The sequence below is a fragment of the Falsiroseomonas algicola genome, from assembly GCF_011040385.1.
GTDB classification, from domain to species: Bacteria; Pseudomonadota; Alphaproteobacteria; order Acetobacterales; family Acetobacteraceae; genus Falsiroseomonas; species Falsiroseomonas algicola.
This window is the reverse complement of the sequence record NZ_JAAIKB010000020.1, coordinates 41,918-62,956: the sequence shown is the minus strand read 5'-3', so window position 1 is coordinate 62,956 and position 21,039 is coordinate 41,918. Positions and strand designations below refer to the sequence as shown.

The 21,039-nt window shown below is 71.3% G+C and carries 24 protein-coding genes; 14 read left to right on the top strand and 10 right to left on the bottom strand.

Annotation, left to right across the window (positions count from 1 at the left end; all coding sequences use genetic code 11):
• Positions 1-120: 120 nt before the first annotated feature.
• Positions 121-360: a sulfurtransferase TusA family protein gene (locus G3576_RS28015; protein WP_164697802.1), complete on the bottom strand. Its 240-nt coding sequence runs from the start codon at positions 358-360 to the stop codon at positions 121-123.
• A 171-nt stretch (positions 361-531) separates the two neighbouring features.
• Here G3576_RS28015 and G3576_RS28010 point away from each other — a divergent pair, with 171 nt between their 5' ends.
• From G3576_RS28010 to G3576_RS28000, 3 genes are all read left to right on the top strand, one after another.
• A complete protein-coding gene (locus G3576_RS28010; RefSeq protein WP_164697789.1) occupies positions 532-984 on the top strand; it encodes a MucR family transcriptional regulator in 453 nt (150 codons plus the stop codon).
• Between the two features lie 87 nt (positions 985-1,071).
• The gene (locus G3576_RS28005) at positions 1,072-1,557 is read left to right on the top strand and encodes a Fur family transcriptional regulator (protein ID WP_164697788.1); all 486 of its coding nucleotides are present in this window, start codon (positions 1,072-1,074) and stop codon (positions 1,555-1,557) included.
• Positions 1,558-1,563: 6 nt separating this feature from the next.
• Complete coding sequence (locus G3576_RS28000; protein ID WP_164697787.1) at positions 1,564-2,421, top strand: GNAT family N-acetyltransferase; 858 nt, start codon at positions 1,564-1,566, stop codon at positions 2,419-2,421.
• A gap of 76 nt (positions 2,422-2,497) precedes the next feature.
• On the opposite strand, the gene G3576_RS27995 is transcribed toward G3576_RS28000, so the two are convergent.
• Entirely contained in the window at positions 2,498-3,646 is a 1,149-nt protein-coding gene (locus G3576_RS27995) for an MFS transporter (protein WP_164697786.1), read from the bottom strand.
• Between the two features lie 2 nt (positions 3,647-3,648).
• Positions 3,649-4,767 (bottom strand): THUMP domain-containing class I SAM-dependent RNA methyltransferase, encoded by a 1,119-nt coding sequence (locus G3576_RS27990; protein WP_164697785.1) that lies wholly within the window; start codon positions 4,765-4,767, stop codon positions 3,649-3,651.
• 164 nt (positions 4,768-4,931) lie between these two features.
• Here G3576_RS27990 and G3576_RS27985 point away from each other — a divergent pair, with 164 nt between their 5' ends.
• From G3576_RS27985 to G3576_RS32035, 4 genes are all read left to right on the top strand, one after another.
• A complete protein-coding gene (locus G3576_RS27985; RefSeq protein WP_207623078.1) occupies positions 4,932-6,608 on the top strand; it encodes an alpha/beta hydrolase in 1,677 nt (558 codons plus the stop codon).
• Positions 6,609-6,678: 70 nt separating this feature from the next.
• A complete protein-coding gene (locus G3576_RS31355) occupies positions 6,679-7,395 on the top strand; it encodes a hypothetical protein (protein WP_164697784.1) in 717 nt (238 codons plus the stop codon).
• A 182-nt stretch (positions 7,396-7,577) separates the two neighbouring features.
• Complete coding sequence (locus G3576_RS27975) at positions 7,578-8,153, top strand: DNA-binding protein (protein WP_164697783.1); 576 nt, start codon at positions 7,578-7,580, stop codon at positions 8,151-8,153.
• Positions 8,150-8,761, top strand: a complete 612-nt coding sequence (locus G3576_RS32035; protein ID WP_164697782.1) for an RES family NAD+ phosphorylase — start codon at positions 8,150-8,152, stop codon at positions 8,759-8,761. The genes G3576_RS27975 and G3576_RS32035 overlap by 4 nt, the downstream gene beginning before the upstream one ends.
• 195 nt (positions 8,762-8,956) lie before the next feature.
• Here G3576_RS32035 and G3576_RS27965 read toward each other — a convergent pair whose 3' ends face one another.
• The 6 genes from G3576_RS27965 to G3576_RS27940 form a co-directional block, all read right to left on the bottom strand.
• Complete coding sequence (locus tag G3576_RS27965) at positions 8,957-9,589, bottom strand: type II toxin-antitoxin system VapC family toxin (RefSeq protein ID WP_235952494.1); 633 nt, start codon at positions 9,587-9,589, stop codon at positions 8,957-8,959.
• Between the two features lie 2 nt (positions 9,590-9,591).
• Positions 9,592-9,948: a hypothetical protein gene (locus tag G3576_RS27960; protein ID WP_164697781.1), complete on the bottom strand. Its 357-nt coding sequence runs from the start codon at positions 9,946-9,948 to the stop codon at positions 9,592-9,594.
• A gap of 91 nt (positions 9,949-10,039) precedes the next feature.
• Positions 10,040-10,858, bottom strand: a complete 819-nt coding sequence (locus G3576_RS27955) for a cyclase family protein (protein WP_164697780.1) — start codon at positions 10,856-10,858, stop codon at positions 10,040-10,042.
• Positions 10,859-10,922: 64 nt separating this feature from the next.
• A complete protein-coding gene (locus tag G3576_RS27950) occupies positions 10,923-12,074 on the bottom strand; it encodes an MFS transporter (RefSeq protein ID WP_164697779.1) in 1,152 nt (383 codons plus the stop codon).
• A gap of 73 nt (positions 12,075-12,147) precedes the next feature.
• Positions 12,148-13,350 (bottom strand): 23S rRNA (adenine(2503)-C(2))-methyltransferase RlmN, encoded by a 1,203-nt coding sequence (rlmN, locus tag G3576_RS27945; protein WP_164697778.1) that lies wholly within the window; start codon positions 13,348-13,350, stop codon positions 12,148-12,150.
• A complete protein-coding gene (locus G3576_RS27940) occupies positions 13,314-13,847 on the bottom strand; it encodes an invasion associated locus B family protein (RefSeq protein WP_164697777.1) in 534 nt (177 codons plus the stop codon). The genes rlmN and G3576_RS27940 overlap by 37 nt, the downstream gene beginning before the upstream one ends.
• An 81-nt stretch (positions 13,848-13,928) precedes the next feature.
• On the opposite strand from G3576_RS27940, the gene G3576_RS27935 reads away from it, so the two are divergent.
• The 5 genes from G3576_RS27935 (at position 13,929) to G3576_RS27915 (ending at position 18,321) form a co-directional block, all read left to right on the top strand.
• A complete protein-coding gene (locus G3576_RS27935) occupies positions 13,929-15,170 on the top strand; it encodes a class I SAM-dependent methyltransferase (protein WP_407926141.1) in 1,242 nt (413 codons plus the stop codon).
• Between the two features lie 69 nt (positions 15,171-15,239).
• Positions 15,240-15,800, top strand: a complete 561-nt coding sequence (locus G3576_RS27930) for a YdcF family protein (RefSeq protein WP_207623077.1) — start codon at positions 15,240-15,242, stop codon at positions 15,798-15,800.
• A gap of 246 nt (positions 15,801-16,046) precedes the next feature.
• Complete coding sequence (locus tag G3576_RS27925) at positions 16,047-16,310, top strand: type II toxin-antitoxin system Phd/YefM family antitoxin (protein ID WP_164697775.1); 264 nt, start codon at positions 16,047-16,049, stop codon at positions 16,308-16,310.
• Positions 16,311-16,623: 313 nt separating this feature from the next.
• Positions 16,624-17,394 (top strand): hypothetical protein, encoded by a 771-nt coding sequence (locus G3576_RS27920; protein WP_164697774.1) that lies wholly within the window; start codon positions 16,624-16,626, stop codon positions 17,392-17,394.
• 309 nt (positions 17,395-17,703) lie between these two features.
• Positions 17,704-18,321 (top strand): transposase, encoded by a 618-nt coding sequence (locus G3576_RS27915; RefSeq protein ID WP_164697773.1) that lies wholly within the window; start codon positions 17,704-17,706, stop codon positions 18,319-18,321.
• Between the two features lie 84 nt (positions 18,322-18,405).
• Here the strand turns inward: G3576_RS27915 and G3576_RS27910 are convergent, their stop codons facing one another.
• A complete protein-coding gene (locus G3576_RS27910) occupies positions 18,406-18,729 on the bottom strand; it encodes a TIGR02300 family protein (protein ID WP_164697772.1) in 324 nt (107 codons plus the stop codon).
• Positions 18,730-18,855: 126 nt separating this feature from the next.
• Between G3576_RS27910 and aroA the strand changes: the two genes are divergently transcribed.
• Positions 18,856-20,232, top strand: coding sequence for a 3-phosphoshikimate 1-carboxyvinyltransferase (aroA, locus tag G3576_RS27905; protein ID WP_164697771.1), 1,377 nt, complete (start codon positions 18,856-18,858; stop codon positions 20,230-20,232).
• Positions 20,229-20,870, top strand: coding sequence for a (d)CMP kinase (gene cmk / locus G3576_RS27900; RefSeq protein ID WP_164697770.1), 642 nt, complete (start codon positions 20,229-20,231; stop codon positions 20,868-20,870). The genes aroA and cmk overlap by 4 nt, the downstream gene beginning before the upstream one ends.
• The last annotated feature ends 169 nt before the right edge of the window (positions 20,871-21,039 follow it).

The following is a 21,039-nucleotide window of genomic DNA, read 5'->3' as shown; positions in this document are numbered from 1 at the left end:
GCGGCGCGCGGCGGGGTCGGGCTTGGCGATCATGCCCGGACGGTAGGAAGTGCGGGCTGGCCCGCCAACCATCGGGGCGCTGACAAGCCCGAAGCCGCGATCACGCCTGCGCGCGGCCGGTCATTTCCGCCGCAGCCACAGCTCCGCGACCCCGCCCTCCCCCTCCCGCATCCCCAGCACCTGGTGCCCCTGCTCGGCCGCCGTGCGCGGCACGTTCCGGCGCGGCTCGTCCCCCTTCATGGTCACGCGCAGCACCTGGCCGGACGCCATGCGGTCCAGCGCAAGGCGCGTGCGCACGAAGGTCATCGGGCAAGTCTCCGCAGTGATATCGAGGGCCACATCGTGACTCTGTTCTTGCATCGCGGGCTGATTCATCACGGAACTGCCTTCCTGAAGGGGAAACGTCATTGCGAAACGGCGATTCACGGCAATATGGTGCAGGCGGCGCGTCGCGGCATCGGGCATGGAGCCCGCTCAGCCAGGCAAGGGTCCGGCCATCGCCGGCCGATCGACGCGGGCGGGAAACGAAGCATGGCCGACACCACGGCAAACGCTGATCTGCTTGGCCTGACGGCCGAAATCGTCTCGGCCCATGTCTCGAACAACTCCGTGGCCGTCGGGGATCTGCCGGCCCTGATCCAGGATGTCTACCGCACCCTCGCCGGCATCGGTCAGCCCGTGGCGGAGACCCAGGAACGCCCCCAGCCCGCCGTTCCGGTCAAGAAGTCGATCACCCCGGAATACCTGATCTGCCTGGAGGACGGGAAGAAGCTCAAGATGCTGAAGCGGCATCTCAAGACCTCGTTCAACCTGACGCCCGACCAGTATCGCGAACGCTGGGGCCTGCCGGCGGACTATCCGATGGTCGCGCCCAACTACACCAAGCACCGCTCCTCGCTCGCCAAGCGCATCGGCCTCGGCACCAAGCCCCGCCCGCGCCCCCCCGCCCGTGGCAGGGCCGCCGCCGCGGCGCGGGAAGGCTGACCCCCGGGTGGTGGCGCCCGGCGGCATTCGCTATTGATGCCGAAGACGCGCTGATCCCGGCCGATCCCAGGACCCCTCGCCGCCCGCATGCACAGCCACGACCGCCACGCCGAGACCGACCGCCCCGATCCCTCCCGGATCGAGCGGCTCTGCGTGGAACGCGGCCTGAAGATGACCGGCCAGCGCCGCCTCATCGCCCGCGTGCTGAGCGAGGCGGAGGACCATCCGGATGTCGAGGAACTCTACCGCCGCGCCGCCGCGCTCGATGACCGCATCTCGGTCGCCACGGTCTACCGCACCGTCCGGCTGCTGGAGGAGAAGGGCATCCTCGAGCGCCGGGATTTCGGCGGCGGCCGCGCCCGCTACGACCCGACCGACCGCGGCCACCACCACCACCTGATCGACGTCGATACCGGCCGCGTCATCGAATTCGAGGATGCGGAGTTCGAACGTGTGGCCCGCGCCATCGCGGAACGCCTGGGTTTTGCCCTGGTCGGCCAGCGGCTCGAGCTTTTCGGCCGCAAGGGCGCCCCCGCCCCCACCCCCCGCGGCCGCCCCAAGCCCAAGGCCTGACCCCCCATGAGCGTTGACGGCCCCCTGCCCGAGGATGCCCCCCTCCCGGCGGATCCCCCCCGCGCGGCCCCCCGCGCCGAGGGATTCGAGGAGCTGCGCGCCGGCAATCTCGGCCTCCGCATCGCCGAGACCGCCGCCGAGATCGACGCCGCCCAGTCGCTGCGCTTCCAGGTATTCTATGAGGAGATGGGTGCCCGCGCCGATGCCGCGACGCTGGAGGCCAGGCGCGACGGCGACGAATTCGACGCGGTCGCCGACCACCTCCTCGTCCTGGACCATGACCTCGGCAACGGGCCGGAAGCCGTCATCGGCACCTATCGCCTGATCCGCCGCCCCGCCGCCGAACGGCTCGGCCGCTTCTACTCCGCCAGCGAATACGACATCGCCCCGCTGCTGGCCTTCCCGGGCGAGGTGATGGAACTCGGCCGGTCCTGCGTCGCCGCGCCCTACCGCACCCGCGGCACGCTGCAGCTGCTGTGGCGCGGCATCGCCGCCTTCGTCTTCCGCCACCGGATCGACCTGATGTTCGGCTGCGCGTCGCTGGCCGGCACGGATGTCGATGCGCTCGCGGCGCAGCTCTCCTACCTCCACGCCAACCACCTGGCGCCGCCGGCACTCCGCCCCCGGGCCGTGCCGGGCCGCTTCGTGGCGATGGACCGCATCCCGCCCGGCGAGCTCGACATGCGCCAGGCCATGACGGCGCTGCCGCCCCTGGTGAAGGGCTACCTCCGCCTCGGCGGCTTCGTCGGCGATGGCGCGGTCATCGACCACCAGTTCAACACCACCGATGTCTGCATCGTGGTGAAGACGGACCTCATCACCGACAAATACTACCGCCACTACGAGCGCACCGCCGGCGGTTAGGGCCTTCTGCAGGCCTCAGGCGCCGGCGGCGCCCATCCGGGCGCTCGCCCGCCTGCGGCGGGCGCCGGTTCCTCCCTCACCGCCGCAGCACCACGGCCCCCACCATGGCCGTCAGCCCCGCCAGCAGCAGGTAGGGCACCAGGTAGCCGCCGGTCAGCCCGATCAGCCCGCCGAAGACCGACGGCCCCAGCACCGACCCCAGCGGCGTCAGCACCATGAAGACGCCCATCGCCGCGCCGATCTGCGCCCGCGGCGCCGCCGTCGCCGCCGCCCCCTGCGCCACCCCCGCGAAGCCCGCGATCGTCATCCCCAAGCCCAGCGCCGCCGCCCCCGCCGCCGGCGCGCCCATCCCGGCCCCCAGCGCCAGCCCCACGAAGCCCAGCGAGGCCGCGAAGGCGATGATCCGCAGCACCCGCGGCCCATCCCCGCCCCAGACCCGGTCCGCCAGCAGCCCCCACAGGATGCGCGCGATGGCGGAGACCACATGCGTCGCCCCGAAGATCAGCGCCGCCACCGCCGCCGACAGCCCCGCCGGCCCCACCAGGTACAGCACGAGATAGGCGTAGAAGGCCCCCTGCGCCGTGTTCAGCAGGAAGGTCGTCAGGCAGACCCGCATCAGCGCGCGGTTGCGCAGCACGCCGAGCAGCCCGGCCACCACCGGCCCCCGCGCCACCGCCGCGCCGCCGCCCCCCGGCGTCACCACCGCCAGCACCGCCGTCGCCACCGCCGCCACCGCGACCGCACTGGCCGAGACGCGCCAAGCATCCGGCCCCGCCAGCGCCGCGATCACGGCCGCGATCAGCCCGCCCGCCGGCACGCCGGCCTGCTTCACGCTCATCATCGTGCTGCGCCAGTCCGGCGGGAACCAGGTCACGACGCCGACACTCGTCGCCGGATTCACCAGCGAATAGGCAATCCCCGCCAGGATCAGCAGCGACGCCGCCGCCCCGCCCCCGGCCGAGACCGCGAAGAACCCCGCGCTGATCGCGACCCCGGTCATGGACAAGGCGAGCGCCGCCCGCACCCCGATCCGGTCCACCAGCCACCCGCCCGGCAGCGCCACCACCGGCTGCGCCCCGTAATAGGCCGCGACCAGCAGGCCGAAGGTGGCGGTATCCAGCCCGAGGTCCCGCTGGATGGCCGGCGCGAAGGCCATCACCCCCATGATGTTGATGGTGCCGACGCAATGCGCGGCAAACAGCAGGAACAGCCGGACGCCACCCACGGCTAGGGGAGCGGCCCGGTCCGGAACAGCGTCACCCGCAGCCCCCCATGCGGCACCGGGGGCCCCGGCGGCAGGAAGGGCAGCCGCGTCTCCCGCGCCAGTGCCGGCTCCGCCGCCACCAGGCCGACGCGCCACCCCTGGAAGCGGCTCCGCAGCACTTGGCCGAGCGCCCGGTAGAGCGGCGCCAATGCCTTCCGGTCCCCGATCCGGCTGCCATAGGGGGGGTTCACGATCACCAGCCCCGGCGGCCCCTCCGGCCGCTGCAGGTCACTGACAACGCCCTGCGCGAAGACCGTCCCCGCCGCCACCCCCGCCCGCTCCGCATTGGCGAGGCTCATGGCGACGGCCCCCGCATCCCGGTCCAGGCCGCGGCAGACCACGCCCTCCGCCGGCGCACGCGTCACCGCCCGCATCCGCCCCCACGCCTCCGCATCGAAGTTTTTCAAGTTCTCGAAGGCGAAGCTCCGCGCGCGCCCGGGGTTGAGCCGCGCGACCATCTCCGCCGCCTCGATCACGAAGGTGCCGGCGCCGCACATCGGGTCGAGCAGCGGCTCATTCCCCTCATACCCGCACTGCATCAGGAACAGCGCCGCCATCGTCTCCCGCAGGGGCGCCGGGTTCACCGCCTGCTTGAAGCCGCGCCGGTGCAGCAACTCGCCGGAGGTATCGAGGCTGAGCGTGCAGAGATCCTTCTCCATCCGCGCCCGCACGGTGATGGGCGCGTCCTCCGCCTCCTCCGCACCCACCCTCTCCCGGATCGCCATCGCGACCCGCTGCGCCACCGCCCCGGAATGCCAGAGCTTCGACTGCGCGCAGGACGCCTCCACCCGGAACGCCACGTCCCGCCGCAACAGTGCGCCCCACGCCACCTCCCGCGCCCGGTCATGCAACTGCGCCACATGCACCGCCCGGAACTGCGCGACGCGCGCCAGCACCCTGCTCGCCCCCCGCAGCCACAGATTGGCCCGCCACACCTCCGGCCAGCCGCCCTGGGTGACGACGCCGCCCGGCACCACCTTCGGCTGCCGGAACCCCTTCCGCGAGACTTCCCCCGCCAGCACCTCCTCCAGCCCCGGCGGGGCCGCCAGGAAGATCTCGAATTTCTCGTCAACGCCGGTCATGCGGAGGGGTCTTCGTGGAGTGCCTGACCCCAGGCTGTAACACCGGCGGCCGGGGGTGGCGATGGCGCGCGAACCCGGGCCGCCCCGCCCCGTTAGCGCCCGCGAACCCTCCGGCGGCGCCTCCCGGCCCCGGCGACCCAGCCTCCACCCGCGCCAGGGCGACCATGGCCATCCGCTTCCTCGCCACCTGGCTCGACCACCGGTTCCTGCGCTCGCTCTGCGCCATGGGCGTCTGGCTCGGCACGCTGTTCTTCGCGGCCTCCCTCACGCCGAGCCTCGTGCCGCGGGACGTGCTGCCCCAGGGCCTGCTCTCCGGCGCCTCCTTCGCGCTGGGCTATGGCATCGGCGTCGCGCTCCGCGCCCTCTGGCGCTTCCTCGGCCTGCGGGACATCGAAAGCCTGCCGCTCGGTCGCCTCCTGAAGCTGGCGGCCGCCCTCGCCTGCCTCGGCATCCTGTCCGCCTTCCTCTGGCGCGCCTCCGCCTGGCAGGATTCTGTCCGCCTGCCGATGGGCCTGCCGCCGGTCGAGGACCACCGGCCGCTCATCCTGGGCCTGGTCGCGGCCGCCACCGGCACCGCCCTGATCCTGCTGGGCCGCCTGTTCCGCCTCATTGCCCGGCATGCGGCGCGCCAGGCCGGCCGCGTCGCGCCGCCCCGCCTCTCCACCCTGGCCGGCATCGCCGCCGCCGCCGGCCTGTTCTGGGCGATCGGCGACGGCGTCCTGCTGCGCGCCGGACTCCACGCCCTCGATGCCAGCTACAGCCGGCGCGACGCCCGGATCGATGACGGCGTCGCCCCGCCATCGGACCCCCTCAAGGCCGGCAGCGTCGCCTCCCTGCTCCGCTGGCAGGACCTCGGCTGGATGGGCCGCGCCGCCATCGCCGCCGGCCCGGACCGTGCCGCCATCGAGGCCTTCACCGGCCAGCCGGCGCAGGAGCCGCTCCGCATCTATGTCGGCCTGAACGCCGCCGAGGGGATGGAGGAGCGCGTTGACCTCGCCTTCCGGGAGATGCTGCGCATCGGCGCCTTCGACCGCTCCATCCTCGTCATCGTCACGCCCACCGGCACGGGCCGCATCTATCCCGCCAGCCAGATGCCGCTCGAATACCTCCACCACGGCGATGTCGCGACCGTCGCGGTCCAGTATTCCTACACCGCCAGCTGGCTGACCCTGCTCGCGGACCCGACCTATGGGGCGGAGACGGCGCGCCACCTCTTCCGCCGCGTCTACGACCACTGGCTCACCCTGCCGGAGGCGTCGCGGCCGCGGCTCTACCTGCACGGGCTCAGCCTCGGCGCGCTCTATTCCGACCTCTCCGTCGACCTCTTCGACGTCATCGGCGCCCCCTTCCAGGGCGCGCTCTGGAGCGGCCCGCCCTTCAACAGCCGCACCTGGCGCCAGGCGACGGACCAGCGCCAGCCGGACAGCCCCGCCTGGCTTCCCCGCTTCCGGGACGGCTCGGTCGTCCGCTTCACCGGCCAGGAGAACCGGCTGGACGAGGCCACGGCCCCCTGGGGGCCGCTCCGCATCGTCTACCTGCAATATGCCAGCGACCCCGTGACCTTCTTCGAACCCAACGCCGCCTTCCGCGCCCCCGCCTGGATGCGCGGCCCCCGTGGGCCGGACGTTTCCCCGGAGCTGCGCTGGTATCCGCTCGTCACCTTCCTCCAGCTGGCCTTCGACATGGTGCTCTCCGGCTCCACCCCGATGGGCCATGGCCACCTCTACGCGCCCGAGCACTATGTCGATGGCTGGGTCGCCGTGACGGAGCCGCCGGGCTGGACGCCGGAGAGGATCGAGGCGCTGAAGCGCCACCTCCGCGCCGCCATCGACGCCGGCTGAGGGCAACCCCGCTAAGGGCAACCCCTGGGGCGCCGGGCCGTTGTAGGCCCGTTCAGATGGAGAGAAATTCATGCCGGAAAAGCATCCCAACACCATCCGCTGGGGCGGCCCGGGCGCGAGCCATGAGGATGCCACCAAGCCGATGCCCGAACCCGGCCCCGCCCATCCCGAGGACGCCGTGAGCACCAACCCCAGCGTCAGCCAGCGTTCCGGCGGCGGCGGCGAGCGCGATGCCAAGCACAGCCATGTGGACCCGATGCGATCCTCCAAATCGCACGCCACCGATGGCGCCAGCCCGTCCGAGACCGACCGCGCCTTCCGCGAGAACCGCTCCCGCCGCGACCGCGCCGCCGATGCCGAGGCCGCGCAGGACGCCCCGGAAGAGGATGACGGGGACGACGAGGCCGAGCCCGCGGAGGAGGAGGCCGAGGGCGTCAATCTTCCCGTCCTGCTGAACACCGACAGTTCCGTGCAGGGGACGGAGCGCCTGGCCGCCCGGACCGAGCGCCTGGTGCGCGCCCGGCTGCGCCACCTGGCGCCGCATCTGACCCGGGTCGAGGCCTTCATCACCGATGCCAGCCGCGGCTCCCAGGGCGCCCGCGACCTCCGCTGCGCGCTGGAGGCACGGCCCGTCAACGCCAGGCCCGTGAGCGCCGACCACAGCGCCGCCACGGCCGAGGAGGCGGTGCGCGGCGCCGCCGGCAAGCTCGCCCGCCTGCTGCGCACCCAGCTCGGCCGGCGGCGGGACGTGAAGGGCGCGGAGACGATCCGGACGATGGAAAGCTGACAAAAACCCGGCGGTCCAGGGTCCCCTCGGACCCTGGCGAGGGGGTTGAAGGGGGAGCAGCGCTCCCCCTTCGGCCCGCCTGATCCTCCCGTAGCCGGTTCCCTCCCGCCGACCCAGGCTTCAATCCGGTTGACGCAGTAGTCGCGCATCCCCTTCTATACCAGCGCAACCGGAGCCTCCTCGTGTCCACCACCGACCCGTTGCGGGAGGCCTTCCGCCGCCGCGCCATGGGCGCGGTGGATCGGATGGTCCGTGAATCCTCGGCCGAGATGCTCGTCGCCGCCCTCGCCGCCGCCACCGATACCGGCACCCTTGCCCGTGCCACCGCCGACCAGGCCGCCGCCGAGGCCACGCGCCGCCTCGATCCCCTTGCCGGCGCCATCGCCCGCGGCGCCGCGGCGAAGGCCGACCTTGCCGACCAGGCCGGCGGCCTGCTCTCCGCGGCGGCGGCTGGCCGGCTGCTCGGCATTTCCCGTGCCGCGGTGGACAAGCGCCGTGGCGCCGGCCGCCTGCTCGCGCTCCGCATCCGCTCCGACTGGCATTATCCCGCCTGCCAGTTCCGGGGCGAGGAGGTGCTGCCCGGCCTGGCCGAGGTGTTGGCCGCCATGGCCGACGCCTCCGGCTGGTCGATCCTGGCCTTCCTGCTGTCGCCCGATGACGCGCTGGCCGGCCAGGCGCCGCTCGACCTGCTGCGGCAGGGCAACCTGCCCCCGCTCCGCCGCCTGCTCACCGCCCGGACGGCCGACGCCTTCGCGTGAGGCGTGGCCCGGCCGACCCGGTGCCCCTGCCGCCGGATCGCCTTGGCGACCTGCCGCTGCGGCGCCTGCCTGCCGGCGTCCCGCTGCATCGCATCCACCGTCGCCAGCACGGCCCGCTCCACTGGTCCGGCGGTCCGGGCCGCCCGCGGGCCGGCCGCTTCGACAGCCCCTCTGGCCTCTTCGGCACGCTCTACGCCGCGCCCGACTTCGCCGCTGCCTTCGCCGAGACGGTACTGCGCAATCCGCGCCAGCCGCTGGTGAGCCTCGCCGAAATCGAAGCCCGCGCCGTGACGGTGCTGACCGTGGCGGAAGCGGTGGAGGTGGTGGACCTGACGGGGCCCGGGCTGTCCCGCCTCGGCCTGGACGCGCGCCTGCTGACGGCGGATTACGCGCTGCGCGGCGCCTGGGCGGAGGCGTTCTTCCACGCCTCGGACCGTGTCGCAGGGGTGCTGTACCCCTCGCGCTTCGACCCCTCCCTGGCCTGCGTGGCGCTGTTCGAGCGCGCCTCGGCCGCCATACGGCCGGGGAGCCCGGCGGCGCTGGGCGACAGGCTGGCGGCGGTGGCGTCGGTGCTGGACCGGTATGGGAAGGCGGTCGATACCGGCTGAAGCCGCCCGGGGCAGCCGCCACGCCTCCCGGCCGCGAAGGACGGTCATACCGCCGAGCACATGTCGTGACCTGCGGCCGACACCGTCGGCCGAGGCCGCGACTGCGGCCCGCCGCTTATGCGGCGAAGCCAAGCGGCCGGATGGCCGCGCCGGCGCTTGAGGGCGGAAATGCGTCAGCATTTCTGCACATCGGTATCAGACAGCGCCGGGGTTGTAGAGCAGCACCCGCGCGCCCCGGCCGAAGCGCAGCAGCAGGTCCATGTCCCGCCGGTTGGCGGTGACGAGCACCGCGCCCTGCTCCTGCGCGGTCAGGAAGATCAGCGCATCGTTCAGCAGGCGCCGCCGCTCGCCCCGCTGGCAGCAGGCCTGCTCCGCCGAGAGCGTCCCCTTCGCCCGCGCCAGGCCGAACTGCGTGCGGGCAAGGATGCCGGCCAGCATCCCCGCCTCCGTCCAGGCGGCCGGGGAGGGGGCGACGCAGTCCCTGAGCCGGATCGTCTCCAGCAGCCGCAGCAGCGGCGCCCGGTGCCGGGTCGTATCAGGATGGCCAGGGTCCATCATCCCGATGGAGATCGCGATCTCCTGCAGCGCCGTGCCGGCATGCAGCAGCGACCGGCCGGCGACGAAGCGCAGGATGCGGCCAGGCAGCCTGCCCTTGAGCTGGTCGATATAGGCGCTGGTGTCGAGCATCACCGGCAGGTCGGCGCCGAAGGCGGCGGGGTCGTAGGGCAGATCGGCCAGGTCACGCAGGGCAAGGCTGCGCGTCGTCGCATCGGGATCATGCACCAGCGCATCGCCGGCGCTCTCCGCGCCGGTCGTCCCGGCCGCCATGGTCAGACCGCCAGCTCGAACTCCTCCGGCAGCGTGCCCGCCGCGGTCAGGAACCAGGTCTTGAAGGGATCCTGCGCCGCCGCGGCGATGATCGCCGCATTCACGATATCCGAGGGCTGCGTCACGCCGAGGTTCCGCGCCGCCGCTTCCAGGATGCCGGGATCGACGCGCGCGGACACGCGCAGATCCTGCGATCCCGTCGCGACCTGGTCCTGCACCAGGCTGTCATAGGCCCGCCTGATCCGGCGTGGCGCGAGGTAGCCGAGTTGCTGGCGGGCGGGCTTGCCGGCCACGTCGGAGGCCTCCCGCTCGCCCGCCACGCCTTGGCCCCGGCCTGCCTTCCGTCGCGCGACCGCCATGACAACCTCCCGTCCGACAGAACTGCCTTAATGTCGGACAAGCTACCCTGTCCTTGCAAGCGCCATCGCGAAGGGGCGGCGCCACGGCCCCTCAGACCAGCGCCACCACCCTCCCCGGCCCCCCGGTCCCGCCCGCGATCTTCGGCGCCCCCGCCACCAGCGTCGCCCCCGTCACGGGAAGCTCCCGCAGCCCCGCCACGCATTCCACCCCCCAGCGCCCCGCGCCGAGCCATCCCGTGTGGAAGGCAAACGTCGAGGACCCGCCATGGTCCAGTGACAGCGTGTCCACCGCCACCCCCGCCACGCCGCGGTCCAGCAGCAGCGGCACCAGGTCCGGCCGGAAGCCCGGGAAGCGCATCGCCCCGCCGGCGCCCGCATTGCGGAACATCGGCCCCGCCACATGCGCGTCCCAGCCCGACCGCAGGGCGAGGCACGCCCCCGCCGGCAGGCGACCGGCCGAGGCCTCGAGCGCCAAAAGATCCTCCGGCGTCGCCTGGTAGTCCGGGTCGGCGGCGGCCTTGGCCGTCACGTCCAGGATGAACAGCGGACACACCAGGGAAGCCACCGGCAGCGCATCCACCGTCGCCCCCGCCGCGCTGAAATGGATCGGCGCGTCGAAATGCGTGCCGACATGCTCGACGTAGGTCAGCTTGTTGATGTTGTAGCCGTCCTTCGCGAAGGTCAGCACCTGCTCGATCTCGATCGCCGGCGTGCCGCCGAAGGTCGGGAAGGCCGGGTGCAGCGTGTGGGTCAGGTCCACCACCCGCGTCACCGGCGCGCTCCGCACCGCCTGTGCCCCCGCCGGGTTGGCGGAAAGGCCGAGTGTCGCCATCCCCGCCGCCACCGCCGCCATCACGCCCCGCCGGCCGAGCCGCCGGGACACGCCCTCCATCACGCAGGCATCGCACATCGCGCCAACCCTCCTGGTCGAGGCGCTGAGCCTGCCAAAGCACAGCCCCGAAAGGCCAGCGCGATCAGCGCAGCACCACGCCCCGCAGCCAGAGCGTCAGCCCCACCAGCCCTGCGGAGGCCACCAGCATGCTGGCCGTGAACCCGACCCAGACGATCATCGTCCCGAAGATCACCGACCCGATCGACTGTCCCAGGAACAGCGCCATCGCGAAGGCCGCGACCGCCGTGCCGCGCGCTTCCGGCAGCGCCTCCGTCGCGCGGGCCTGCAGCGATCCGTGCAGCATGAAGAACAGCAGCCCCACGAAGGCCTGCGCCACCGCCACCGCCTGCCACCAGGGCGACAGCGCGAAGACCAGCAGCGCCGCCGCCACGCCGAGGCCCCCCACCAGCACCATCCCCCGCTCGCCGAGCCTGGCCAGCAGCCGCCCCGCGGATTGCGTGTAGGCGAGCGAGCCCAGCCCGAAGCTCGCCACCACCAGCCCGGCTTCGGCCGCGCTCAGCCCGAAGCGCTCGATGAGCAGCGAGGCCAGGAACGGGAACGCGCCGCCGAACATCAGCAGCCCATCCAGCGCCGTCCCGATCATCAGCCGCCGCCCGGGCTTCTTCCGCAGCAGCCGCACGAAGCCGGAAAGCCCGCCGCCGCCCCCGCCCTCCACCGGCGCCCGCCACAACGGCGCCCCCAGCCGCAGGATGAAGAATCCCGTGATCAGGACAGCGACGATCCCGAGTCCGAGGAACGCCCAGCGCCACCCCGCATACTCGCCCGCAACCCCGGAAAGCGGCCCCGCCAGCAGCTGCGACAGCACCATCCCGTTGAGGAACTTCCCCAGCACCGCCTGGCGCTGCCCATAGGGCACGCTGTCCCCGATATGCGCCATGAACAGCGGCACGACGGCCGCGGAGGCCAGCCCCATCAGCACGCGGAACAGCAGCAGCGTGGAAAGCCCCTCCGCCAGCCCCGCCCCGATCAGCGTGCCCGCATAGAGCGCCAGGGATATCGCGACGACGCGGATCTTCCCGAAGCGGTCGCCCATCGGCCCGATCGCGAACTGGCCGATGCCATAGGCCAGCGCGAAGCCGCCGATCAGCGGCGCCACGCCGCCAAGCCCGACGCCGAAATCCCGCGCCATCATGGGCAGCAGCGGCTCGATCATCCGCATCCCGCAGCCCACCGTGAAGGCCGCGGTCGCCATCAGCCAGACGGGGGGGTTCACCGCGGGCGATATGGGGAAGGCGCTGCCTTCCCCATGCCCCATCCGCCAGGCCCGAGACGGGCCTGGACCGTCATCACGCCGCGTCCGCCTTCCGCGCCCGCTCGCTCTCCGTCTTCAGCTGCCCGCAGGCCGCCAGGATGTCCCGCCCGCGCGGCCGCCGCACCGGGCTCGAATACCCCGCCTCCTCCACGATCGCCGCGAAGGCGCGCACCGCCTCCGGCGTCGAGGTCTTGTAGGGCGACCCAGGCCAGGGATTGAACGGAATGAGGTTCACCTTCGCCGGCAACCCGCGCAGCAGCCGCACCAGCTCCCGCGCCTCCGCCGGGCTGTCATTCACGCCGCGCAGCATCACGTATTCGAAGGTGATCCGCCGCGCATTCGACGCGCCGGGATAGCGATGGCACGCCGCCATCAGCTCCTCGATCGGATACTTCCGGTTCAGCGGCACGATCTCGTTGCGCAGCTCGTTCGTCACGGCGTGCAGCGACACCGCGAGGTTCACGTTCAGCTCCGCCCCGCAGCGGTCCATCATCGGCACCACGCCGCTCGTGCTCAGCGTGATCCGCCGGCGCGACAGCGCGATGCCCTCATGGTCCATCACGATCCTGAGCGCCTTGGCCGTGTTCTCGTAATTGTAGAGCGGCTCCCCCATCCCCATCACGACGATGTTCGACAGGTGCCGCGCAGTACCATCCTTCGGGCTCGGCCACTCCCCATAGCTGTCCCGCGCCGCCATGAACTGCCCCACGATCTCGGCAGCCCCCAGGTTCCGCACCAGCTTCTGCGTCCCCGTATGGCAGAAGCGGCAGGACAGCGTGCACCCCACCTGCGTCGAGATGCAGACCGCCCCCCGATCCTCATCCGGCGAGGGGATGTAGACCGTCTCCACCTCCTGCCCGTCCCGCCACCGGAACAGCCATTTCCGCGTCCCGTCGGTGCTCGTCTGCTCCGTCGTCACCCCCGGCCGCCCCACGACGAAGCGCTCGGCGAGCTTCGCCTGCATCGGCTTCGCGATCGACGGCATCCGCGCGAAATCCGTGACGCCCTGGTGGTAGATCCAGTGCCAGAGCTGCTTCGCCCGGAACGGCTTTTCGCCAATCGCGACCATCTCGGCCGCCAGCTCCTCGCGGCTCAGCCCGACGAGATCCCGCCGCCCATCCGCCAGCATCGCCGGCGGCGGCGCGAACAGCGCCGACTTCGCCAGGATCCGGTCCCGCTCCGCGCTCGAAAGCTCCGCGCTCACCGCCGCCCCGCCGGCGCCCCGCTCGCGGGACACTCCCGGTTGATCGCATCATACGCCGCCGAGAACCCCGCCAGCGGGAAGGTATCCGTCACCGTCGGCCGGCCCGGAGGCCCCGGGCTCCGCACCACCGCATCCCGCCCGCCGCGGAACGCGCTCACCAGGCTCTGCCCGTTCTGGAAGAAGGCGCTGGACTGCACGACGCCGTAGCTGCGGAACTCCGTCGTCCCCACGCTCAGCACCGCCTCGCCCTGCCGCGGATAGGGATACCCCACCGAGATCGCCACCTGGTCCCGCCCGCCCGGCCGATGCGTGATGGTCAGCGTCACCGTCTGCCGGTTCGCCGGCGCATTCTCGCTCCGCGCCGCCCGGGCAAAGGCGTAGCACACCTTCTGCCCATTCTCCTGATGCGTCGCCGCCGTCCAGGATTGATGGGTGCCGAGGCGCTGGGGCTGGGCCGGCGTTCCCCGCTGCTGCGCGACGGCAGCCAGCGGCACGGCCAGTGCGGCGAGGATCAGGGCTGTGCGGAGCATGCAGCCTATCTACGTCCGCCCCCGCCCCCCGGCAACCGCGCATCCCCCGCTTCTTCCGCGCCCGCCCCAACCCCCCTATGCATGCACGCCATGCCCCCCCGCGACACCACCGACGCCGAGCTCGCCGCCCAATACGAGGCCTTCCCCTACCCCGCCCGCGACCCGCGGGAGGAGGCGAAGCGCCTCATCATCGGCAGCCCGTCACACCTGCGCGAGATCGACCACTGGGTCTTCGGCGCCCGCCGCCCCGCCGCCCAACCCCTCAACGCGTTGATGGCCGGCGGCGGCTCCGGCGACGGCACCATCATGCTCGCCCAGCAGATGACGACGCTGGAGCGCCCCGGCCGCGTCACCTGGCTCGACCGCTCCAGCCACGCTAGGCGCGTCGCGCAATCCCGCGCCACCGCCCGCGGCCTGACGAACATCACCTTCGAGGAAGGCTCCCTGCTGGACCTGCCCGGCAGCGGCCTCGGCCCCTTCGACTACATCGATTGCTGCGGGGTCCTGCACCACCTGCCCGACCCGGCCGAGGGCCTGGCCGCGCTCGCCTCCGTCCTCGCCCCCGGCGGCGGCATCGGCATCATGGTCTACGCCCCGCATGGCCGCACCGGCGTCTACATGCTGCAGGAGGCGCTCCGCCTCCTCGCCCCCACCGACCAGGCCCCCGCCGCCCGGGTCGAGACCGGCAAGCGCCTCTGGAAGCAGCTGCCCGAGACCGCCTGGCTGCGCCGCAACCCCTGGATCGACGACCACATCAAGGGCGGCGACGCCGGCTTCTACGATTTGCTGCTGAACCCCCGCGACCGCGCCTACACCATCCCCCAGCTGGCCGACCTCGTCGCCGGCGCCGGGCTGCGCATCGCCTGCCTGGTCGAGCCCCTGCGCTACGACCCCGACACCTACCTGACCGACCCGAAGCTCCGCGCCCGCACCGCGGGGCTCGACCCCATCGCCCGCGCCGCCCTCGCCGAGGCCATCTGCGGCAACATGGGCATCCACATCGCCTACCTCACCAGGGACGAACCCCCGCGCGCGGACTGGACCGACGACGCCGCCATCCCCGTCCTCCGCGAGCTCGACGGCCCCACCCTCGCCCGCTCCCTCCGCCCCGACGGCCTCCTCCCCGTCACCTTCGACAGCCTCCGCGTCCAGATCCCCCTGCCGCGCCTGGCCGCCGCCCTCCTCAGCCGCATCGACGCCCGCACCCCCTGGGGCACCATCTGCGCCAGCATCCCCGCCCCCCCCGACCAGATCGCCCGCGACCGCGCCGCCCTCATCGCCGCCCTCGAACCCCTCAACCGCCTCCTCCTCGCCGCCCCGTAGCAACCGCCGAAGACCACCCCCCGCACCCGCCACCCGCAAAGCCCTCTCCCCCCCAACGGGGGGAGAGGGTTGGGTGAGGGGGGCCTCCCGGAAACCGGAACGCCCCGCCCCATAACGACCCACCCCCCCGCCATCATCATCCTCGGCGCCGCCGTCCGCCCCGACGGCACCCCCAGCCGCGCCCTCCGCGAACGCGTCCAGGCCGCCCGCGCCTGGGGCGAACGCCAATCCCCGCCCGCCCACTACCTCCCGACCGGCGGCATCGGCCGCCACGGCCCCGCCGAATCCGAGGTCATGGCCCGCCTGCTGCAGGACGCTGGCATCCCCGCCACCCGCATCACCCAGGACCCCACCGCCACCGACACGCTCGACAGTGTCCTCGCCTGCATCCGGCTGCTGCGCGCGATGAATCATGCAGGCGAAGTCCGCATCGCCACCCACCGCTACCACCTCCCCCGCGCCCTCACCCTCTTCCGCCTCGCCGGCGTGAAAGCCCGCCCCGTCCCCCCACCCGCCGGCCCCGCCGCCACCGGCAAGCAACGCCGCTGGTTCTGGCGATTGAGGGAAGTGCCCGCCCTCCCCTACGACGCCGCGCTGATCCTGTGGGAACGAGTGAGACGGAGGCTGTAGGGCCGCATGGCTCCCTCCCCCGGGATTTCGGGGGGTCGCGGCACTGCCGCGACGCCGAAGGCTGGATGGGGTGGGGGATGGCGCAACAGCGGAAGCCCCCTTGCCACCAGCATGAGAGGGCTTCGCCCCCTCAAACTCCCCCAGCAAGGGGCAGCGGCCCCTTGCAACCCAGGTATTGGTTTCGCTTGACCAACGCAGCCCGACGCACCATCACTCCGGCCCAGTTGCGATATTAAGGAACCGCCCATGCGGTCCATCTCCTCCGCCGAGGCCGCGCAGAATTTCGACAGCCTCTGCGAAAGCGTCCTCACCCCCGGCGCCGAATCCGTCGCCGTAACGCACGCCAACATCCCCCGCGTCGTCGTGATATCCTTCAAGGACTACCACGACCTGCTCCGGAAAACGCGCTTCGCCGGCAAGCTCGAAGACCTGCCTGAAGACGACCTTGCCTTCCTCGCCACCATCGATGAGCGCAACCGCTGCGCGGCATCCCGCCGCTGGAAAACTTGACAACCAGACCAACACTTCACTTTAGATGCCAATAAGACGCCCACGATACGGCAAAACCTGCACACGCTGGCTGCCCAACAAGCAGTCAGATTTCGTTCTACAGTTATGGGCTTCCTGCATCACTGGCGATCACGGACGCGTGAGAAACGCAACCGAATAGCGGTCACACCACCAAACAACACCACAATACCGAAGCCGCAGTAACATATACGTTAACTTAACGTCATAAAATTACGATAAGACAGCACATTCGCGCAAGTACTCGCGAATTTTGTCGCGCCATCGAGACAGGCAATTCATGAAACCAAGACCGATGATTGACCCAGCGCTTGAGCAGGTCGTCGCAGATGATCTCGACTATTTATCGGCTATGATTTCAAACTCAACCATCAGAAACGCAAACATTCGTCATAGCAGCACGATTTTGCGGAACTTGATTTGCTACGACCACTTACAGAAGGTAGCCGACGCAAGGGGCTCCGTAATTCAGATCTCCATCCCCGAAGCGCGCGCACTGCTTCGCCATATTGAAGATGATCCGCTGACAGTTTTTTTCCAGCTCGCCGGATATTACATTTTCGGCGTGCAGCTTATGGCGGCCTTCTCCGAACGGAGGCAGCATCCGGCAGACCGTCCGTTTGATCCGAACGTCCGCTTCGATGCACCACTAAAAACCTTCAAAAATCAGCCCGTCTTCTTTTTCAGATCATTCGCAGACTTTAAACAAGATCCAGCGTGCGCGATGCCGCGCGTCGTAAAAGTATCGCGTGAAGCTGTAATCCGCTATATCACAAACAAGACAGGCGGCGCACATTACGACACAGATCGGCGCACTCCGGAAGAGCAGGTTCTAGAAATTGTGCAGCGTTCTATTTCCTTCTACATGCGCGATGGCAATCCTGCCTATGACATGCATCTTGAGGCGCTTGAAAATTTTGAAATCCGTTCGCGCAAACCGCTACCGGGTGTCGGACCCAACGGTCGCGATCGACTGGACGCCGTAAGTCTTGAATTGCTTGGCGCGGCCCAAATGTTGATCTCCAGCCCTTCGGTAATTCGGCTTCGAACTCAGCTGTGTACCTAAAATACATAAACAGAGCAGTGAGTTTTTTTCTTTAACGGGGTGACGGACTTAGTCGGACGCTCATCCGCTCCATGTTGCGCTCCATTGGCGAATTTGCAGTTCAAAAAAACCAATGCGGATATTGGAAAATATTCGCCTGCTTACATTAAGACCGGACTTCGGCACACAACATTCGTTTTCCACACCGCTTGCGAAGCGATACATCAGACGTTGCTGCAAAGTGAACCTCCTTGGGCACCCGCCAACGCTTGCAAACGAGACTATATTCCTATACCCTCCCTCGCTCCCTCCCCCCGCGAGGCCCTCCCCATGCCCCCGCTCACCTTCCCCCTCCACCGCACCACCCCCCACCCCTTCCGCCCCCTCACCGACGAGGAATGGCACGCCCTCGCCCCCCTCATCGCCCCCGCCGACCCCCGCGGCCGTCGCTCGCAGAACGCCCGCCGCACCATGGATGCCATCTTCTGGGTCGCCTGTTCTGCCGGCCCTTGGCGCGAACTGCCGAAGCGCTACGGCTCCCCCAACTCCGCCCATCGCATGCTGACGCGCATGGCGCGCAGCGGCGTGCTGGATCGGCTGCTGGTCGCCGCCTCCCGCCACCCCATGGCCTTTGCCTCCGTGAAAAGCCTGGAATGGAGGATCGTCCGCGCCTGGCGCCGCGCCGCGCGGCTCCTGCCCGTCACCAGCATGGCGCTGGTGCGCCGTCTCGGCATGGTCTCCGCCATGCCGGCCCCGCCCTGGTGCCTGCCCTATCCGGAGCTGGAGCCAGGCCTGGTCGACCTCGTCAGGAACATCTTCCGCACCCGCCGCGTGCCGACCGGGCCGGAGATATCGCTGCTCTCCCGCCTCCACCGCCTCATCGCCGGCAGGCCGAGGCTCTTCAGAACGACAGAACCCCCGGGCCTCGCGGCGCCGGGGGTTCCGTAGATGTCCAGGCCGATGCCGGGCCCGGGGATTTTGTCCAAAAGGGCCGCGTTCCCGGCCCTTAATCCCCTAAAACCACTAAAGGCCTCAGCCTTCCTCCTCGCGGTCGGTCTCGACCTCGATCTCCTCGCCCAGCGCCTCGGCGTCGTCTTCCAGCTCGTCCGCGTCCTCGATCGCCTCGTCGTCGGCGTCGGTCTCCACCTCCACCCCGTCCTCGGCATCGGCCTCCGCCACCACGGCCCGCTTCTTCAGCCGCTCATCCACCGCCGCCGGGGCGCGCTTCAGGCGGGGCTGCTCCGCCGGCTGCTCCGTCCCGCACTTCGGGCAGATCGCCGGCGCGCGCGTCAGGTCGTAGAACTTCGTGCCGCAGGCGACGCAGACGCGCTTCAATCCGAGTTCAGGCTTCGCCATGGGGAACATCAGCCTCGTGTCAGGCCCGCGCCAGGCACCGGGATCGATGCGCAGCCGGGGCGGAGGGGTGGTCGAAAGGGGTGCGCGCGATTGCCACTTCGCGCCCTGCATGTCAAACGCCTTGGCATGCAGGAACCCGCGCCGAACCACCACCAGGCCGCCCGGCCGCTCAAGGCGGCGGCGCCCGGCGCACCGCTGCGCGGCACCATCACCGTGCCCGGCGACAAGTCCATCAGCCACCGCGCCCTGATGTTCGGCGCGCTCGCCGTCGGCACCACCGATATCACCGGGCTGCTGGAGGGGGAGGACGTGCTGCGCACCGCCGCCGCCATGCGCGCTTTGGGTGCGACGGTGGAGAACCTCGGCGCCGGCCATTGGCGCGTCGCCGGCCGCGGCATCGGCGGCCTGGTGGAGCCCGCCGATGTGCTGGACATGGGCAACAGCGGCACCGCCGCCCGCCTGCTCTGCGGCCTGCTCGCCGGCCACCCGATCTTCGCGGTGATGACCGGGGATGCGTCCCTGCGGAAGCGCCCCATGAAGCGCGTCACGGACCCGCTCTCCGCCACCGGCGCCCGCTTCACCACCCGCGCCGGCGGCCGCCTGCCGCTGGCGGTGGAGGGTGCGGCCGACCCGCTTGCCCTTGATTATGCCGTGCCCGTTCCCTCCGCCCAGGTGAAGTCCGCCTGCCTGCTCGCTGGCCTCTGCGCCCGCGGCGTGACCCGGGTGCAGGAGGTCGAGGCCACGCGCGACCACACGGAGAACATGCTCCGCCACTTCGGCGCCGTGGTGGATGTGCAGGTCGAAGGCCATGGCCGCGTCATCGAACTGCTGGGCCAGCCCGAGCTCGTCGCCGCCCCGGTCGTCGTGCCCGGAGACCCCTCCTCCGCCGCCTTCCCCGCCATCGCGGCCCTGCTGGTCCCGGGGTCGGAGGTGACGATCCAGGGTGTCGGCATGAACCCGCTCCGCGCCGGCATCTTCCTGACGCTGCAGGAAATGGGCGCCAACATCACGGAGGTGAACCGCCGGATCGAGGGCGGCGAGCCGGTGGCCGACCTCGTCATCCGCGCCTCCGCGCTGCGCGGCGTCGATGTGCCCGCGCTGCGCGCCCCCTCGATGATCGACGAATACCCGGTCCTCTCCGTCGCCGCGGCGGTCGCCTCCGGCACCACCCGCATGCGCGGGCTGAAGGAACTGCGGGTGAAGGAAAGCGACCGCCTGGCCGCCACCGCCGCCATGCTGGTCGCCAATGGCGCCAGGGTGGAGATCGAGGGCGATGACCTCATCGTCCATGGCGCCGGCGGCCCGATCGAGGGCGGCGGCCTGGTCGAGACCCATATGGACCACCGCATCGCCATGTCGGCGCTGGTCATGGGCCTGGCGTCGAGGCGCCCCGTGACGGCCGACGACGCCGCCTTCATCGAGACCTCCTTCCCCGGTTTCGCGAGCCTGATCAATGGCTTGGCCGGCAATGGCGGCCCCGGCGGCCCGCTCTCCGCGCCATGAGTGCCCGGCCCCTCGTCATCGCCGTCGATGGCCCCGCCGCCGCCGGCAAGGGCACGCTGGCACGGCGGCTCGCGGCGGAGCTGGGGCTTCCCTACCTCGACACCGGCCTGCTCTACCGCGCCACCGGCCGCCGCGTGCTGGATCGCGGCCTCGACCCCCGCGACGCCATCGCGGCGGAGGCCGAGGCGAGGGCCATGACCGCCGCCGACCTGGCGCGGACGGATCTCCGCGGCCCCGCCGCCGACATGGCCGCGAGTGCCGTCGCCGCCATCCCCGCCGTCCGCGCCGCGCTGCTCGACTGGCAGCGGGAGTTCGGCCGCCGCCATGGCGCCGTGATGGATGGCCGGGACATCGGCACCGTCGTCTTCCCGGAAGCCCCCATCAAGCTCTTCGTCACCGCCGCGACCGGGGAGCGTGCCCGCCGCCGCTGGGCGGAGCTTCATGCCCGCGGTGTGGCCGCCGACCTCGACCAGGTGGAGGCCGAGCTCCGCGCCCGCGACGCCCAGGATGCCGGCCGCAGCACCGCCCCCATGAAGCCGGCCGAGGACGCCGTGCTGCTCGACACCACCGATCTGGATGCGGAGGCCGCCTACGCCGCCGCCCTGCTGCTGGTCCGCACGCGGATGGCCGCCGCCTGATCCCGCGCCGCACAAGGGATTCACCCTTGACTCCCGTAAGCTCCGGGGCGTAGGCGAGGGCACAGCCGCGCGCCCCTCCGGGAGCCCCGCGGTGCCCATGCCATCGCGGAGGGGGAGCCAGGGGGCGCGGATCGCGTCACCGGGATCACCGCATTGGCCCGGGCCGGCA